Annotated in this window: 15 protein-coding genes; 5 read left to right on the forward strand and 10 right to left on the reverse strand. The window is 67.1% G+C overall.

The features are described 5' to 3' along the window. Positions 1–221: 221 nt before the first annotated feature. From G6N09_RS00830 to G6N09_RS00865, 8 genes are all read right to left on the reverse strand, one after another. On the reverse strand, positions 222–1382 hold the full coding sequence (locus tag G6N09_RS00830; protein ID WP_083027391.1) for an acyl-CoA dehydrogenase family protein: 1161 nt from the start codon (positions 1380–1382) through the stop codon (positions 222–224). Positions 1383–1464: 82 nt separating this feature from the next. Further along, positions 1465–2817, reverse strand: a complete 1353-nt coding sequence (locus G6N09_RS00835) for a DEAD/DEAH box helicase (RefSeq protein ID WP_083027393.1) — start codon at positions 2815–2817, stop codon at positions 1465–1467. A 215-nt stretch (positions 2818–3032) separates the two neighbouring features. After that, a complete protein-coding gene (hflX, locus tag G6N09_RS00840; protein WP_083027476.1) occupies positions 3033–4454 on the reverse strand; it encodes a GTPase HflX in 1422 nt (473 codons plus the stop codon). Further along, positions 4451–5329, reverse strand: a complete 879-nt coding sequence (dapF, locus tag G6N09_RS00845; RefSeq protein ID WP_083027395.1) for a diaminopimelate epimerase — start codon at positions 5327–5329, stop codon at positions 4451–4453. The genes hflX and dapF overlap by 4 nt, the downstream gene beginning before the upstream one ends. 4 nt (positions 5330–5333) lie before the next feature. Beyond that, a complete protein-coding gene (gene miaA, locus G6N09_RS00850; protein WP_083027397.1) occupies positions 5334–6239 on the reverse strand; it encodes a tRNA (adenosine(37)-N6)-dimethylallyltransferase MiaA in 906 nt (301 codons plus the stop codon). Further along, entirely contained in the window at positions 6236–6904 is a 669-nt protein-coding gene (locus G6N09_RS00855; RefSeq protein ID WP_083027399.1) for a class III extradiol ring-cleavage dioxygenase family protein, read from the reverse strand. The genes miaA and G6N09_RS00855 overlap by 4 nt, the downstream gene beginning before the upstream one ends. A gap of 10 nt (positions 6905–6914) precedes the next feature. Further along, the gene (locus tag G6N09_RS00860; protein WP_083027401.1) at positions 6915–7832 is read right to left on the reverse strand and encodes a DMT family transporter; all 918 of its coding nucleotides are present in this window, start codon (positions 7830–7832) and stop codon (positions 6915–6917) included. 77 nt (positions 7833–7909) lie between these two features. Next, positions 7910–8791 carry a DMT family transporter gene (locus tag G6N09_RS00865; RefSeq protein WP_083027403.1) on the reverse strand — a complete coding sequence of 294 codons (882 nt, stop codon included), beginning with the start codon at positions 8789–8791 and terminating at the stop codon, positions 7910–7912. Between the two features lie 249 nt (positions 8792–9040). Here G6N09_RS00865 and G6N09_RS00870 point away from each other — a divergent pair, with 249 nt between their 5' ends. Then, positions 9041–10372: a DUF349 domain-containing protein gene (locus G6N09_RS00870; RefSeq protein WP_083027405.1), complete on the forward strand. Its 1332-nt coding sequence runs from the start codon at positions 9041–9043 to the stop codon at positions 10370–10372. Positions 10373–10437: 65 nt separating this feature from the next. On the opposite strand, the gene G6N09_RS00875 is transcribed toward G6N09_RS00870, so the two are convergent. Both G6N09_RS00875 and miaB read right to left on the reverse strand, forming a co-directional pair. After that, positions 10438–11034, reverse strand: coding sequence for an Rv2732c family membrane protein (locus G6N09_RS00875; protein ID WP_083027407.1), 597 nt, complete (start codon positions 11032–11034; stop codon positions 10438–10440). Then, positions 11031–12470, reverse strand: a complete 1440-nt coding sequence (gene miaB / locus G6N09_RS00880; protein ID WP_234807095.1) for a tRNA (N6-isopentenyl adenosine(37)-C2)-methylthiotransferase MiaB — start codon at positions 12468–12470, stop codon at positions 11031–11033. Before miaB ends, G6N09_RS00875 begins: the two co-directional genes overlap by 4 nt. A 116-nt stretch (positions 12471–12586) precedes the next feature. Between miaB and G6N09_RS00885 the strand changes: the two genes are divergently transcribed. From G6N09_RS00885 to G6N09_RS00900, 4 genes are all read left to right on the forward strand, one after another. Next, positions 12587–13345, forward strand: a complete 759-nt coding sequence (locus G6N09_RS00885) for an amino acid ABC transporter ATP-binding protein (protein ID WP_083027412.1) — start codon at positions 12587–12589, stop codon at positions 13343–13345. Then, positions 13345–14166 carry a glutamate ABC transporter substrate-binding protein gene (locus tag G6N09_RS00890; protein ID WP_083027414.1) on the forward strand — a complete coding sequence of 274 codons (822 nt, stop codon included), beginning with the start codon at positions 13345–13347 and terminating at the stop codon, positions 14164–14166. Before G6N09_RS00885 ends, G6N09_RS00890 begins: the two co-directional genes overlap by 1 nt. Further along, entirely contained in the window at positions 14163–14840 is a 678-nt protein-coding gene (locus tag G6N09_RS00895) for an amino acid ABC transporter permease (RefSeq protein ID WP_083027416.1), read from the forward strand. The genes G6N09_RS00890 and G6N09_RS00895 overlap by 4 nt, the downstream gene beginning before the upstream one ends. Before the next feature lie 68 nt (positions 14841–14908). After that, the gene (locus G6N09_RS00900; protein ID WP_083027477.1) at positions 14909–15721 is read left to right on the forward strand and encodes an amino acid ABC transporter permease; all 813 of its coding nucleotides are present in this window, start codon (positions 14909–14911) and stop codon (positions 15719–15721) included. Positions 15722–15771: the final 50 nt, after the last annotated feature.

Below are 15771 nucleotides of genomic sequence, written 5' to 3' on the forward strand. Positions count from 1 at the left end.
CCAGGCATCGTTAACGACGCAAATGTTTCCGGCATAGACTTTCCCGCAATCGGCCCAAGTTTCGAAGCCAAGTCACCGATATTGCGGAAACAGATACCCACCCGATGCTGAAATGATGCCAAAGTCGCTGCGCAAATCAAAACAAGGGGCACTACCAAACGTGCTGGTAGCGCCCCTTGCAGCACCCCGTGGGGTGCATTGACTGTGTTCGATTGCCCCGACTAGACGCCGAGGCTGCGGCCGATGATCTCTTTCATGATCTCGGTCGTGCCGCCGTAAATGGTCTGAACGCGGGCATCCAGATAAGCCCGCGCGACCGGGTATTCGCGCATGTAACCGTATCCGCCGTGCAGCTGAAGGCAACGGTCGATCAGGTGGACCTGCTTCTCGGTGGAATACCACTTGGCCATCGCGGCCTGCTCCACGGTGAGCTTCTTGTCCAGGTGCAGCTTCACAAACTCATCGACCATCATCCGCACCACGGTGGCCTCAGTGGCCAACTCGGCCAACAGGAACCGGCTGTTCTGGAAGCTGCCGATCGGCTTGCCGAAGGCCTTGCGTTCCTTGGTGTACTGAATGGTCTGCTCCAGAACCGCCTCCATCGCCCCGGCGGCCATGATCGCGATCGAGATGCGCTCCTGCGGCAGATTCTGCATCAGGTAGATGAAGCCCTTGCCCTCCTCGCCGAGCAGGTTCTCCACCGGGACATGCACGTCGGTGAAGGACAGCTCCGCAGTGTCCTGGGCGTCCAAACCGATCTTGTCCAAGTGGCGGCCGCGCTCGAAGCCCTCCATGCCACGCTCCACGACCAGCAGGCTGAAGCCCTGCGCACCCTTCTCCGGGTCGGTCTGGGCCACGACGATCACCAGATCGGAGTGAATACCGTTGGTGATGAAGGTCTTCGACCCGTTGAGCACGTAGTGGTCGCCCTGCTTGACCGCGCGGGTCTTGATGCCCTGCAGGTCGCTGCCAGTGCCCGGTTCGGTCATCGCGATCGCGGTGATCAACTCGCCGGTGCAGAACTTGGGCAGCCAGCGCTGCTTCTGCTCCTCGTTGCACAGTTCCAGCAGGTACGGCGCGCAGACGTCGTTGTGCAGGCTGAATCCCAGCCCGCTGTAGCGGCCCGCAGTGACTTCCTCGGTGATGATCGTGTTGTACCGGAAGTCGGGGTCGCCACCGCCGCCGTATTCCTCGGGTACCGCCATGCCCAAGAAGCCCTGTTTGCCGGCCTCGAGCCATACGGAGCGGTCCACGATCTTCGCCTTGTCCCACTCCTCCTGGTGAGGAGCGGCATGGCGATCCAGGAAGGCCCGGAAGGACTCCCGAAACAGATCGTGCTCGGGCTCGAACAGGGTTCGCTGGTATTTGACTGCGGCACTCATTGCCTGGACCTCCGGTCGACGGATCTTTCCGACGAGAATAGACCAACCGGATGGTTGGGCGGCGCGGTGGTGCGCCTCAGCCCTAGCGCGCAGCCTCCGTGTGGCGCCGGGGCCCGGAACCGCCACGCTGCCGACGTCGGGCGTCGCCCTGCGCGGCAGGCTGCTGGGCACCGCCGGCCCCACGACGGCGACGCGGGCGGCCTGGCTGCCCCGGCGAGCTCTTGGCGCGAGTCGGCGGGGCAACCGTGGGAGCCACCGGGGCCGTCCGCAACGGAGCCACCTCCCCCACCAGCTCAAGCACCGATGCCGAGTCGGCACCCACCTGCTGCGGGGCAACGGTGATACCCGCGCGGCGCAACAGCACCTGGGTCTCTCGGCGCTGCTCGGGCAGAACGACGGTGACGACGTCTCCGGCGCTGCCCGCACGTGCCGTACGCCCCGAACGGTGCAGGTACGCCTTGTGTTCGGCAGGCGGGTCCACGTGCACCACGAGTTCCACCTCGTCGACGTGAACACCACGCGCCGCGATGTCGGTGGCGACCAGCACCCGCACATCCCCGCCGGAGAACGCCGCGAGGTTGCGCTCGCGGGCCGGCTGCGACAGGTTGCCATGCAGATCGACTGACGGGACACCGGACTCGGTGAGTTGGCGTGCCAGCTTGCGCGCCTGGTGCTTGGTGCGCAAGAACAGGATTCGTCGCCCGGTGCCCGATGCCAAAAGCTGCACCAAGTCCTTCTTGTCCTGAAGACCCGAGACGTGGAACACGTGGTGGGTCATGGCCGGAGGAGGTGCGTCGAGTTCATCGACAGAGTGCGACACCGGATTCCGCAGGAATCGCTTGACGAGCTTGTCGACTCCGTTGTCCAGGGTTGCCGAAAACAGTAGCCGCTGGCCGGTTTCGGCTGTTGCAGCCAGGATCCGGGTAACACCCGGCAGGAACCCGAGATCTGCCATGTGGTCGGCTTCGTCCAGCACGCTGATGCGCACCGCGTCGAGCGTGATAAGCCGCTGCTTCATCAGATCCTCGAGCCGGCCCGGGCAGGCCACCACGATGTCGGCACCTGCGTTGAGCGCCGCGACCTGACGGTTCTGCGACACCCCGCCGAAGATGGTGGTCACCTTCAGACCGCTGGCCTGTGCCAGCGGCTCGAGTGTGGCGGCGATCTGGGTCGCCAGCTCCCGAGTAGGGGCCAGTACCAGGCCAGTCGGCCTTGCAGGACGGCGCTTTTCACCGGTCAAGCGAACAACCAGCGGCAAGGAGAAGGCCAGGGTCTTGCCGCTGCCGGTCTTGCCTCGGCCGAGCACATCACGGCCGGCCAGACTGTCCGGCAGTGTCGCGACCTGAATGGGAAAAGCGCTGGCAATGCCTCGGTCAGCGAGGACGTTCACCAGGGCTGCGGGTACGCCGAGTTCGGCGAAAGAATCGGTAGTCATGACATGCCTTTCCGGCATCGGCTGTGCCACAGAGGGCCGTCACGACGGCACCGTTTCTGTCTGCGACACAGAGTTGGCGAGATTGCCTGTTGGCAATAGCGATCGCCGCGAGAAGAGCTTCACACGCCAGCTGAATCGGCACCAAGGGCCGCGACGGCGGTGAGTAAGCGTTCCACGACGCGTGACCCCAGCCTATAGCACCGGTGCGGTTCTGCCTAAAACGCGGCGAATTCGCGCAGGCTGGCCGCTAGTGCCGCGGGAACCCGCGCGCGAATCCGGGTACCACCCTCCCCGTGCTCAGCCTGCTGAACACGCCCCTGTTCATGCACCCTGGCCACCAAATCTCCCCGGCCGTAAGGGATGACGACATCAACCGCGGTGTCGACCGGCGCCACTAGCTCGCTCATCCGCTGTCGCAACGCATCGATGCCATCACCGGAGTGCGCCGAGACGAATACCGCTTCGGGCAGAGCACGTCGCAACTGAGCCAGTGCCAGATCACCTGCGGCATCAATCTTGTTGACCACCAACAGTTCCGGAGCACGCCGACCACTGGGACCGGAATCGTGCTCGGCGATCACTTGCGAGATCACTTCGCGAACGGCACTGATCTGAGCAAGGGGAGCCGCGTCGGAGCCGTCGACCACATGGACCAACAGGTCGGCGTCGGCGACCTCCTCCAGCGTGGACCGGAACGCCTCCACCAGCTGTGTAGGCAGGTGTCGCACAAAACCGACTGTGTCGGTCAACACAAAAGGCCGGTCGTCGTCGAATTGCCCACGCCGGCTAGTGGGTTCCAATGTGGCGAACAGCGCATCCTGCACCAGCACCCCGGCACCGGTAAGCGCGTTGAGCAGGCTGGATTTGCCGGCATTGGTGTAACCGACGATCGCCACGGAGGCGACATCGCTGTGTCGGCGGCGGCTGCGCTGAGTGTCGCGCACCTGCTTCATCGCCTTGATCTCGCGGCGCAGCTTGGACATCCGCTCACGGATTCGGCGCCGGTCCGTCTCGATCTTGGTCTCACCGGGACCGCGGGTCCCCACCCCACCGCCAGCACCCCCGGCTCGTCCGCCGGCCTGGCGCGACATCGACTCTCCCCAGCCGCGCAGCCGCGGCAGCATGTACTGCATCTGCGCGAGCGCTACCTGGGCCTTGCCTTCGGCACTGGTGGCGTGCTGGGCAAAGATGTCGAGGATCAGGGCGGTGCGATCGATGACCTTGACCTTGACCGCCTTTTCCAGCGCGTTCAGTTGCGCAGGAGACAGCTCGCCATCACAGATCACCGTGTCAGCGCCGGTGGCCAGCACCATCTCCCGCAGCTCCTGGGCCTTGCCAGAGCCGATATAGGTGGCTGGGTCGGGCCGCTCACGGCGCTGGATCAGGCCCTCAAGCACCTCCGATCCTGCCGTTTCGGCCAGCGCGGCCAGTTCCACCATGCTGGCGTCGGCCTCAGCGGCGGTGCCGTCGGTCCATACACCGACAAGCACCACCCGCTCCAGGCGCAGCTGGCGGTATTCGACTTCGGAGATGTCGGCGAGTTCGGTGGACAGCCCGGCCACGCGGCGCAGCGCGGCACGGTCATCGAGGTTCAGCTCACCGGTACTGGGCTGCTGCCTCGAATCGGGGTAGCTCACTGCGCCGCCCACCACCGCGGCGCGATATCGCCGCGCGCCACCAGCTCCGACGGGCCACGCAGGTAACTGCCCGCCTCGGTGACGGTGACGAAAACCTGCCCACCGGGGATATCGACCCGCAATGTGCCGGTAGCGACGCCGCTGTGGGCCAGAGCCGCCACTGCGGCCGCCACGGTGCCGGTGCCGCAGGAACGGGTCTCGCCGACGCCGCGCTCGTGCACCCGCATCGACACGGCACCGTCGTGCACAGCGGTCAGAACCTCTACGTTGACCCCGTTCGGGAACTGGTCGGTGTCGAAGGACACCGGTGCACCGACGTCCAACGCGGCCAGCTCCGCCCCCGACAGGCCCGGCGCCACACAGGCCAGGTGGGGATTGCCGACATCGATGCCCAGACCGGCAAAGCGTCGCCCACCGACCAGGACCTCGAATGCCGGGCCGGAGCTGCCCAGCAGGTTCGGTTTGCCCATATCGACGGTGACCTCGGCGTACACGTCATCGGCATGGTGCACGACTACCGGTCGCGGCCCTGCCAGCGAACCCACGATGAACTCATCGGCCGACTCCAGGCCCGCGGCCCGCAGGTAGTGCGCGAATACCCGGACACCGTTGCCGCACATCTCGGCCACCGAGCCGTCGGCATTGCGGTAGTCCATGAACCAGTCACCGGACGCCACGCCCTCGGGCAACCGGCCCAGCACGCCGGCGTCGACCGCCGCACCGGCGGTGGTCACCCGGAGCAGACCGTCCGCGCCCAGACCGCGGCGGCGGTCGCACAACGCGGCCACCGCGGCCGGTGTCAGGGCCAGTGCCGCGTCCAGATCCGGCAACAACACGAAGTCGTTCTGGGTGCCGTGGCCCTTGGCAAAAAGCATGTGCTCAGGATACGTGCCGGAGCGCGGCCAGGGCCGTGTCGAGCACGTCGTGGGCGGCGGCGTCGATCCAGTGCGTGCGGTGGTCGCGGCGGAACCAGGACCGCTGACGACGCACGTAGCGGCGGGTGCCGATGAATGTCAGCTCCCGGGCGCCCTCGCCGTCGCCTCCGGCATCGAGGTCGGCGATCACCTGGGCGTAGCCCAGGGCTCGGGCGGCGGTGACCCCGTCCCGGAGGCCCGACTGCAGCAGCTGCTGCACTTCGGCAACCAGCCCCTGGGCGAACATCGTGTCGGTGCGGGCGGCCAACCTTTCATCCAGAATAGTTGTGTCGCAGTCTAATCCGAGGATCATGGTGTTCCAGCGTGCCGCTCCGATGCTCGGCGCAGAGGCAGCGAAGGGCTGCCCGGTCAGCTCCACCACCTCCAATGCCCGCACGATCCTCCGGCCGTCAGTAGGCAGGATCGCCGCGGCGGCTGCGGGGTCTACGCCGGCTAGTTCGGCATGCAGGGCCCCCACCCCCACTTCGGCCAACCGCTGCTCGTAGCGGGCGCGGATCACCGGATCGGTCGCCGGGAACGTCCAGTCGTCGAGCAATGCCTGCAGATAGAGCATCGAACCGCCGACGATGATCGGCACCGCGCCACGGTCCATGATCGCCGCCACGTCGGCCGCAGCCGCCTGTTGGTAACGGGCCACCGTCGCGGTCTGTGCCACCTCGAGCACGTCGAGCTGGTGATGCGGGATGCCGCACCGCTGCTCCAGTGGCAGCTTTGCGGTGCCGATGTCCATGCCGCGGTACAGCTGCATGGCGTCGGCGTTGACGATCTCGCCGCCAAGGCGCGCAGCCAAATCCAACGCCAATTGCGACTTGCCGGTACCGGTGGGCCCGACCACCGCGATTGGCCTCACGGCTGCCAGACCCCCACGAAGTAGCCGACCCCATACGGCGCATCACGGTAGAGCTGCGTGACGCTGCGCGGCGAGGTTCCGGCCAGTCCGGCCAGAGCCGCGAACCCGGCACGGCCGACGACCGGTGCCGGCAGCTCGACCAATGCCTCGACGTGGCCGGCGGCCAGCGCGTCGTCCAGAGCACGCTGGTATTCGACGTCGGCGGGGCAATGCCCACCCGGTGCCGCCGCGGTCAGGGTGTTGGCCCCGTCGGCGAGCACCAGCACCCCAACGGGCTCTGAGGCCTGGTCGATCTCGGCGCGCAGGCGCCTCCCGACGGCCAGCGCCGTGCCTGGATCGGCGCAGCAGTGGACGACCACCTCCGCGGCCGGGTGGACCTGCTCACGCACCCAACCGGCGATCAATGCGCACAAGGGAAGCTCATCAGGTTCGGCGGCACCGGGCGACAGTCGCACCGTGACGTCGGCGCCGAATCCCCCGAAATTACCGGTGCCACGGGGTCCGTACACCGCATCCGGTCCGGTCCCAAGAGCTATCCACCGCTGCGGCAGTGCCTGGGCGGCAGCCAGGGCCGCGGCCCGCAACTCGGCGGCTTCGGCGGCGGTGCCGGCCAGTTCAGGCACCAGCACCGGCGCCGACGGCATGATTGCTATCGGTCCCAGCACGGCACCTAAGTTAGCTGTTGGTCGGCGCGGCCACCGGCTCGGCCAGGTCTGCTCCGGAGTCGGCGACGATTGTGGCGGCTTCGCCCCGGGCCAGGGCTGCCGTGGCGAGCACGATCAGCACCACACCGATGATCACCGCAACGTCTTCGAGTCCGCCGGCCTGAATGGTCTCGTTGAGCAGCACCACGCCCAGCGCCGTGGCGACCAGCGGTTTGGCCACCGTCATCGTGGGCATCGACGCTGTCAGCGCGCCGGCCCGAAACGCAGACTGCTGGAAGATCATCCCGGCCAGCGTCGCCGCCAGCCACGGCACGAGAGTCGGCGAGCGCAGCACCGCGGCGAAGCCGTCTGCCTTGAGCACCTCCACCAGAACCTTGGTGAGCAGGGCGAAGACCGCCAGTGATGTGCCCGCCACCACGGCCAGCAATACCGCCGCAGCCGGCCTGCCCTTGTAGATCCGGGCGGCCACCACACATCCGAACAGCATCGCCGCCAGCACCACCGACACGATGATCCAGACGGCCGCCGGCGCGTGGCGCTTCCCCTCGGTGGGATCTCCCACGACCACCACCACCGCCAGCGCGGAGGCCAACAGAATGGCCCACATCCACTCCCAGTTGGTCACCCGCCGGCGAGTGATCCAGGCGTACATCGGCAGCGCGAACAGCAGTGCCGTCACCTGCAGCCCGGTCACCAGCATCACCGAGCCGACCGCCAGCGCCACCGCCTGCAGGGCGTAGTTGGCCACCGCGGCGGCCCCGCCGCCCCACCAACGCGGGTCGCGCAGCGACAGCCAGAACAACTGCAGGTGACCTACCTGCTGATCCGTGATCTCCTGGGCAGACCGCTGGCGGATAACGTCGCCGATCGCGGACGCCAAGGCGGCGCACAGCGCCAGTAACGCCGCGAGGAAATTCCCTGTCGACATGACCCCCTCCTCAGAGGGCAAACGATACCCGCTGTTCACCTTCTGGCTGGCGAGCAAGGCCGACGGGGGCGGCCGAGCTACGTCGCGGCAACCACCGGATTGCCCGCGGAGGCCGCCTGATCGCGCGACAGCGCCACGACGGCGGCGACGAGCGAGACCACCGCCAACACCAGGATGAACATGCCCTCGCGGCCGGGGTTCAGCACCTCACCGAGCAACACGATGCCCAGCGTCGCGGCCACCGTCGGTTCCAGCACCGTGATGGTCGGTAACGAGGCCGTCAGGGCTCCGGCGCGAAATGACGACTGCTGGTACACCGCGCCGGTCAGGGCGACCGCCGCCCACGCATAGAGCTCCGGTGCGGCCAACAGCGTGCGCGGACCGTGGCCGATCAGATCGACCACGCCCTTGGTCAGAACCGCGAAGATGCCCCACGAGATGGCGGACACTGCGGCCAGCAGCACGGCTGACGCCACCCGGCCTGCATAGACCCGCGCACCGATCAGGCACAGCAACACCGTCGGAGCCAGCACCGCGATCACCCAAATCCAGGCCTCCAGCCCGGCGCGCGCATGCCCGGCGGTGGGATTGCCGACGGTGATGATGATCGTCTCGGCCGCCACCAACAGGCCCGCCCACATCCACACCGAGCGGCCCAAGCGATGACCTGCCTGGCGGGCACCCAACGGCAGCGCGAACAGCAGTGAGGTGACCAGCAACGACTCCACCAACAGCACCGATCCCAGCCCGAGCGCCGTGGCTTGCAGGCCCAACGCCACCAGCCCCGCCAGGCTGCCCACCCACCAACGCCGGTCGGTCAACAGCCGGGCGAACAGCGCCGCGGGCCCGATGCCCGGGTCCCCGACACGACGGGCACTGCGCTGCTGGATCACGTCGCTGATCGCGCCGAACAGAGCCGCGCCGAGCGCGAGCAGAACGACGACGGTCTCTTTCTCCATGGCCGGTCTCCTGCATCTGTGTGCGCCGCGGTAGCAAAACGGTGGCGATCGGACAGGCTACCGTCCGGCCTATGCGGCGGCCCCAGCCTCACCTCTCCTGCGTCGAGCCTCGCTGAACCGCCGAGTTGGCGGCGCGGTGTGGCGGGTAACTGCTTGAATACTCTTGAATGCTTCTAGGCAGATCGAAGGCGCCGCGGTGCGCGGCAGATGCGCGGGTTATCCCGCGCGAAGGGTTAGGTGACGACAGTGATGACCACTGACAGCGGTTCGTCCGCACCCACGCCACGCCCGGGTCCGCGTCCGGGACCACGCCCCGGCCCCAAGCCGGGTGCCAGGCCTGCCCCGGTCGTTCTCGGACCCCCTGCCGCTGATCCACACCAGTTCGGGCGGGTCGATGACGACGGCACCGTGTGGTTGATCACCTCGGCCGGGGAGCGACAGATCGGCTCCTGGCAGGCTGGTGACCCTGACGCAGCGTTCGCCCACTTCGGCCGCCGCTATGACGATCTGAGCACCGAAGTGACCCTGCTCGAGGAGCGGTTGACTTCCGGTACGGGCGACGCACGCAAGATCAAGGCGTCCGCAGCCGCGCTGGCCGAGCAGCTGCCCACGGCCAGCGTCCTCGGCGATATGGATGCCCTGGCGGTGCGCATCGCGGCGGTCAGCGAACACGCTGACTCCGTGGCCGCCGCCGGCCGGGCACAGCGTGACGAGCAGCGAGCGGCGGCGGCCGCACGCAAGGAGGCACTGGCCGCCGAGGCCGAGGAACTGGCCGCGAACTCGACGCAGTGGAAGACCACCGGCGACCGGCTGCGCGCCATTCTCGACGAATGGCGCACCATCACCGGCCTGGACCGCAAGGTCGATGACGCGCTGTGGAAGCGCTATGCGGCCGCCCGAGACGGCTTCAACCGACGGCGCGGGTCGCACTTCGCCGACCTCGACCGTGGGCGGGCCGGGGCGCGGGAGGAAAAGGAACGGCTGTGCAAGCGGGCTGAAGAGCTCTCCGGTTCCACCGACTGGGCGGCCACCAGCGCCACGTTCCGGCAACTGCTCGCCAGCTGGAAGGAGACCGGGCGGGCCTCGAAGGATGTCGACGAGGCACTGTGGCAGCGGTTCAAGGCCGCCCAGGATGCGTTCTTCTCGGCGCGCAACGCCGCCCATGCCGAACGCGACGCCGAGCTGGAGGCCAACGCGACCGCCAAAGAGGCCCTGCTCGCCGAGGCGGAGCGGATCGACCCGGCCAACCAGAATGCCGCACGCGCCGCGCTGCGCTCGATTGTCAACAAATGGGATGAGCTGGGCAAAGCCCCCCGGGAACGTTCCGCCGAGTTGGAGCGGCGTTTGCGAGCGGTGGAGAAAAAGGTGCGCGACGCCAGCGCCGCCGCCGAAGCAGCCGTGGTCGATCCCGAAGCCGAGGCCCGGGCGGCGCAGTTCCGCACTCGCGCCGAACAGTTCGAGCGGCAGGCGCAGAAGGCACTGGCGGCCGGTCGCGACAAGGAAGCCGCCGAGGCCACCGCCAACGCCGAGCAGTGGCGGCAGTGGGCCCAGGCCGCGGAGAAGGCGCTCAACCGGCGCTGACAACCAACCGTTGGCGAACAGCGCCAACGGGCGCCTGACTGGCCACCCCCGAAGAGGCGCAGACGCTAAGCGCCGGCGGGCGGGTCTTCCGGGCGACTGAGGTCGTCCAACAGGTTCCTCGATTGCAGCTCCGCGGTGCTGCGCCGACGCTCGGCCTCGGCGGCAAGTTGCACCGCGGTGCGCGACCACACCACGCGTGCCCAGTGAAACGTCAGCACGATCAAGGTGACCCAAGCCAAGACCAGCCCGACGCCTGGGCCCGGATGGCCCTGCACGGCCGTCTGACGGGACCACACGGCCAACAGTCCGACGGCGCTGGCGATCGCCGAACCCGCCAGCGCCACCCAGGCCACGGTCCAGCGCCGGGTCAGGAGCGCCAGCAGCGAGAAGCCCACTCCGAACACCAGTGCCAACCACATGAACAGCTGCGACGGCAGAGTCACTAGGGCCTCGTCGGTGCCGCTGCCGGGGAACAGCACATCCCAGCCGCGCACGGCACCGGTGTGCGGCAGCAGGAACGATCCCACCAAGACAAACACGCAGATCGCTACGACCAGTCCCCTGCCCCCGGGGTCGATCTCACCGGCGACACGCCGCTCCGCGGCTTCGATCTCAGCGCGGTAGGCCTCGAAATCGGGCTGGTTTTCCTTGTTGCCGCTCATCGCGCCGCCTCTGGCATCTTGGGCATGCCAAGCCCGACGCCAGGCGCCGGTTCCGCATGCAGGTCTCCCGCCCGGGTCCGCCGGTGACTCAGCAGGGCGCCGTCCGCCAGGAGGTGGTGCGGCGCGGCGCCGGTCACCGTCGTGGTCACCACGTCGCCGGGGCGCACCTGTGCGGTTCCCGGGGCGAAGTGCACCAGCCTGCCGTCCCGCGCCCGACCGCTCATCCGCGCAGTCTGGGCATCTTTACGCCCTTCGCCGACCGCCACCAGCAGTTCTACGGTGCGTCCTATCTGGGCCCGATTCTCGTCCCACGAGATCTGCTCCTGTAACTCGATCAAGCGTTCGTAACGTTGCTGGACCACTTCTTTGGGGACCTGATCGGGTAACTCGGCAGCCGGCGTTCCAGGCCGCTTGGAGTACTGGAAGGTGAACGCGGCAGAGAAGCGAGCCGCTGCCACCACCTCAAGTGTCTCGGCGAAATCCTGCTCGGTCTCGCCCGGGAAGCCGACGATCAGGTCGGTAGTGATGGCCGCGTCCGGTATGGCGGCTCGGACCCTGTCGAGAATGCCGAGATAGCGCTCGGCCCGGTACGAGCGGCGCATGGCCCGCAACACCGAGTCGGAGCCGGACTGCAGGGGCATGTGCAGTGTGGGGCAGACGTTAGGGGTCTGCGCCATCGCCTCGATGACGTCGTCAGTGAATTCCGCCGGATGCGGGGAGGTGAACCGAACCCGCTCCAGGCCATCGATGTCGCCGCAGGCCCGCAACAGCGAAGCGAACGCGCCGCGGTCACGCGGCATGTCCGGGTCGGCGAAAGAGACGCCGTAGGCGTTGACGTTCTGGCCCAGCAGGGTCACCTCCAGAACACCTTCTGCGGCCAACGCCCGCACCTCGGCCAGGATGTCGTCTGGGCTACGGTCCACCTCCCGGCCACGCAAGGACGGCACGATGCAGAAGGTGCAGCTGTTGTTGCAGCCGACCGAGATGGATACCCAGGCCGAGTAGGCCGAGTCGCGTGCGGCGGGAAGCGACGACGGGAACTCACGCAGCGATTCGACGATCTCGACCTGGGCGCTCCGGTTGTGCCTGGCGCGTTCCAGCAGCGCGGGCAGGGAGCCCAGGTTGTGGGTGCCGAAGACGACGTCCACCCATGGCGCGCGACGCAGCACGCTGTCCTTGTCCTTCTGCGCCAGGCAACCGCCGACAGCGATCTGCATGTCGGGGTTGCTGCGCTTGTTGGGCGCCAGGTGGCTCAGATTGCCGTAGAGCTTGTTGTCAGCGTTCTCCCGCACCGCGCAGGTGTTGAACACCACTAAGTCGGCGTCGTCGTCGCCGGACGCACGACGATAGCCGGCCTGTTCGAGCATTCCGGCTATGCGTTCGGAATCGTGAACATTCATCTGGCAGCCGTAAGTGCGCACTTCATAGGTGCGCATCTGTTCGGAAATCACCGGCGAACTCACCCGGACTATGGTACGGCGGCCGAGTCGCCGGGAGTGACCCCGTCGATAGCTGCGCCCACGCGGCGGGTTCCTGGGTAGGGTCATATGCCATGACCAGCGGCGGACCGGATTCGGTGCCGATGATCGCCATCCGAAACGTCAACAAGTACTTCGGCGGCTTGCATGTTCTCAAAGACATCAGCCTGGAAGTCGCCCGCGGCGAGGTGGTGGCGATCCTCGGCCCTTCGGGGTCGGGTAAATCCACCCTGTGCCGCACCATCAACAGGCTCGAAGTCATCGACTCAGGCGCGATCACCGTCGACGGCCAGCCGCTTCCCGCCGAAGGTGCGGCACTCGCCCGGCTGCGCGCACAAGTCGGCATGGTGTTCCAATCGTTCAACCTGTTTCCGCACAAGACCATCCTCGACAACGTCACACTGGCACCGATGAAGGTGCACAAGATGCCCCGAATGCAGGCGCACCGTCAGGCGATGGAGCTGCTGGAGCGGGTAGGGGTAGCCGACCAGGCCGACAAGCACCCCGCGCAGCTGTCCGGCGGACAGCAGCAGCGGGTCGCGATCGCACGTTCGCTGGCAATGAGCCCCAAGGTGATGTTGTTCGACGAACCGACCAGTGCCCTAGACCCAGAGATGATCAGCGAGGTGCTCGACGTGATGGCCACGCTGGCCGACGACGGGATGACCATGGTGGTGGTTACCCACGAAATGGGCTTCGCCCGCCGCGCCGCCGACCGGGTGGTGTTCATGGCAGACGGCACCATCGTCGAGGAAGCGGCGCCCGCCGAGTTCTTCGACTCGCCGAGGACTGCTCGGGCCCAGGACTTCCTCGCGAAGGTCCTCGATCACTGATGCGCACGGCGCGACCCCTGCACCTGCTCGCACGCCTGTGCGCGGCTCTTACAGTGGCGTCGGCGCTGGCGATATTCGTTGGGGGATGTAGCCCTCACGACAGCGACAACATCACCATCGGCGTCAAATTCGACCAGCCTGGATTGAGCGTGAAGAAGCCCGACGGCTCGCTGGGCGGATTCGATGTCGAGGTGGCCCGCTACATCGCGGCACGGCTGGGCTACCCGCCCGAGCGCATCACCTGGATCGAGGCACCGTCAGCTCAGCGCGAGATGCTGCTGCGCAACGGCCAGGTCGACTTCGTGGTGGCCACCTATTCGATCACCGACTCTCGTCGTCAGAAAGTCGATTTCGCCGGCCCCTACCTGCTCACCGGGCAGTCGCTGCTGGTGCGTGCAGACAACACCGATATCGACGGCACCGCGTCCCTGCACCGGAACAAGAAGTTGTGTTCGGTGTCGGGTTCAACTCCGGCCCAACGGATCAAGGACCGCTACCCGGGTGTGCAACTGCAGCGCTACGACACCTATTCGGCCTGCGTGGAGGCGCTACGCAACGGCGCCATCGACGCGGTGACCACCGACGATGTCATCCTGGCCGGCTACGCGGCCCAAAATCCCGGAGACTTCAAACTGGTCGGTGACCGCTTCTCCCAGGAGCTCTACGGGATCGGCGTGCACAAGGGCAATGAGGGGCTGCGACAGCGGATCAACGAGGCCCTCGAAGAGATGAAACGGGACGGCTCCTGGCAGGCAGCGTTCCAGGACAATTTCGGCCCCGCCGGGTTCCCGGTGCCCGAACCGCCCCAGTTAGTTCGATGATGCTGAGCGAGTATCGAGGACAGATTCTCCAATCCTTCAGTGTCACAGTAGAGTTAGCGGTGATGTCCGGCGCGTTGGCGCTGCTGCTGGGGACCGGATTGGCAGCGATGCGACTGGCTCCGGTTCCCGTGCTGAGGTGGATCGGCAGCGGCTACGTCCACCTGGTGCGCAACACTCCCCTGACCCTGTTGCTACTGCTGTGCTCTTTCGGCTTGGCCCAGACTCTGGGAGTGTCGTTGAGCGACCCGCAGTCGCCGACGTCGGTCGATGACAGCAACTTTCGGCTGGCGGTCCTCGGGCTGAGCATGTACACAGCGTCATTCGTATGCGAGGCGCTGCGCTCCGGCGTCAACACCGTCGGGATCGGCCAGGCCGAGGCCGCCCGATCGTTGGGGCTGAGTTTCACCCAGAATCTTCGGATCATCCTGCTCCCCCAAGCATTTCGGGCAGTGATCATCCCGCTTGGTTCGGTGTTCATCGCGCTCACGAAGAACACCACGCTGGCCTCGGCGATCGGCGTGGCCGAGGCGGCCCTGCTGATGAAGTCGATGACTGAGAACACCGCAGCACTGCTCGGGGTGGGCGCGGTGTTCGCCACAGGATTTGTGCTGCTCACCTTGCCCCTAGGCCTGGTGTTCGGCTATCTGGATCGGCGCTGGGCGGTGTCGCGGTGAGGTCCGCACCACGGGCGACGGTGCTGTTCGACACCCCGGGACCGCGGGCCCGCGCCCGTTACCACGCCATGTCGGCGGCAGCAGTGCTGGCGGCGGGGCTGCTGGGCTGGGTGTTGTACTCGCGGCTGTCCGCCAAAGGCCAACTGACCGCGGAGAAGTGGACGCCGTTTCTGACCACGGACCTGTGGCGGACCTATGTCTTGCCGGGGGTGGTGGGAACGGTTACAGCGGCGGCCTGGTCGATCGGGCTCGCGCTGATCTTGGGGGTTGCACTCGGGGTCGGCCGCCTGTCGCCGATCACTGGGGTTCGCTGGAGTTGTGCGGCGGCGGTGGAGTTCTTCCGCGCTATTCCGGTGCTGATCATGATGATCTTCGCCTATTTCGTCTACGGCCTGCTCAATGCCTTTCCGCCGCAGCAGATCGCGCTGGCAGGCGTGGTCACCGGCCTCACCCTCTACAACGGAGCCGTCATCGCCGAGATCGTGCGGGCAGGAGTGAAGACCCTGCCACGCGGGCAGTCCGAGGCGGCCGCCGCGCTGGGACTGGGCTGGGTCAAGTCGATGTGGCTTGTGCTGCTGCCGCAGGCCGTGACCGCGATGTTGCCGGTACTGGTGTCACAACTGGTGGTGGTGCTCAAAGACACCGCGATCGGCTATCAGATCACGTTCGTGGAGATGGTGCGCCAAGGCACCGTCGTTGGCTCCCAGTACAGCAACTACCTGCCTGCGCTGCTGGTGATCGCGGCGCTGATGATCAGCGGAAATCTGGCACTGTCTGCGGGCGCCTTCGGTCTGGAACGCCGATTGCGCCGGGCACGGCACTCGCCCCTGGAGCCAGCCCCGATCGAGCCGGAAGGTACGCCCGGGGCCCGGGTCGTTTAGGCACTGCGCGCACGATGCCCGGCGTCTAGAGTCGGACTCGACAGCCAGCG

The organism is Mycolicibacter minnesotensis (assembly GCF_010731755.1).
GTDB lineage: Bacteria > Actinomycetota > Actinomycetes > Mycobacteriales > Mycobacteriaceae > Mycobacterium > Mycobacterium minnesotense.

Excerpts from the sequence above, each read along its gene's own strand:
- G6N09_RS00895 (WP_083027416.1), top strand. The coding sequence starts at position 14,163 with ATGATGCTGAGCGAGTATCGAGGACAGATTCTCCAATCCTTCAGTGTC.
- G6N09_RS00870 (WP_083027405.1), top strand. The coding sequence starts at position 9,041 with ATGACCACTGACAGCGGTTCGTCCGCACCCACGCCACGCCCGGGTCCG.
- G6N09_RS00830 (WP_083027391.1), bottom strand. The coding sequence starts at position 1,382 with ATGAGTGCCGCAGTCAAATACCAGCGAACCCTGTTCGAGCCCGAGCAC.
- G6N09_RS00900 (WP_083027477.1), top strand. The coding sequence starts at position 14,909 with ATGTCGGCGGCAGCAGTGCTGGCGGCGGGGCTGCTGGGCTGGGTGTTG.
- G6N09_RS00865 (WP_083027403.1), bottom strand. The coding sequence starts at position 8,791 with ATGGAGAAAGAGACCGTCGTCGTTCTGCTCGCGCTCGGCGCGGCTCTG.
- miaB (WP_234807095.1), bottom strand. The coding sequence starts at position 12,470 with ATGCGCACCTATGAAGTGCGCACTTACGGCTGCCAGATGAATGTTCAC.
- G6N09_RS00885 (WP_083027412.1), top strand. The coding sequence starts at position 12,587 with ATGACCAGCGGCGGACCGGATTCGGTGCCGATGATCGCCATCCGAAAC.
- G6N09_RS00860 (WP_083027401.1), bottom strand. The coding sequence starts at position 7,832 with ATGTCGACAGGGAATTTCCTCGCGGCGTTACTGGCGCTGTGCGCCGCC.
- G6N09_RS00890 (WP_083027414.1), top strand. The coding sequence starts at position 13,345 with ATGCGCACGGCGCGACCCCTGCACCTGCTCGCACGCCTGTGCGCGGCT.
- G6N09_RS00875 (WP_083027407.1), bottom strand. The coding sequence starts at position 11,034 with ATGAGCGGCAACAAGGAAAACCAGCCCGATTTCGAGGCCTACCGCGCT.
- G6N09_RS00835 (WP_083027393.1), bottom strand. The coding sequence starts at position 2,817 with ATGACTACCGATTCTTTCGCCGAACTCGGCGTACCCGCAGCCCTGGTG.
- dapF (WP_083027395.1), bottom strand. The coding sequence starts at position 5,329 with ATGCTTTTTGCCAAGGGCCACGGCACCCAGAACGACTTCGTGTTGTTG.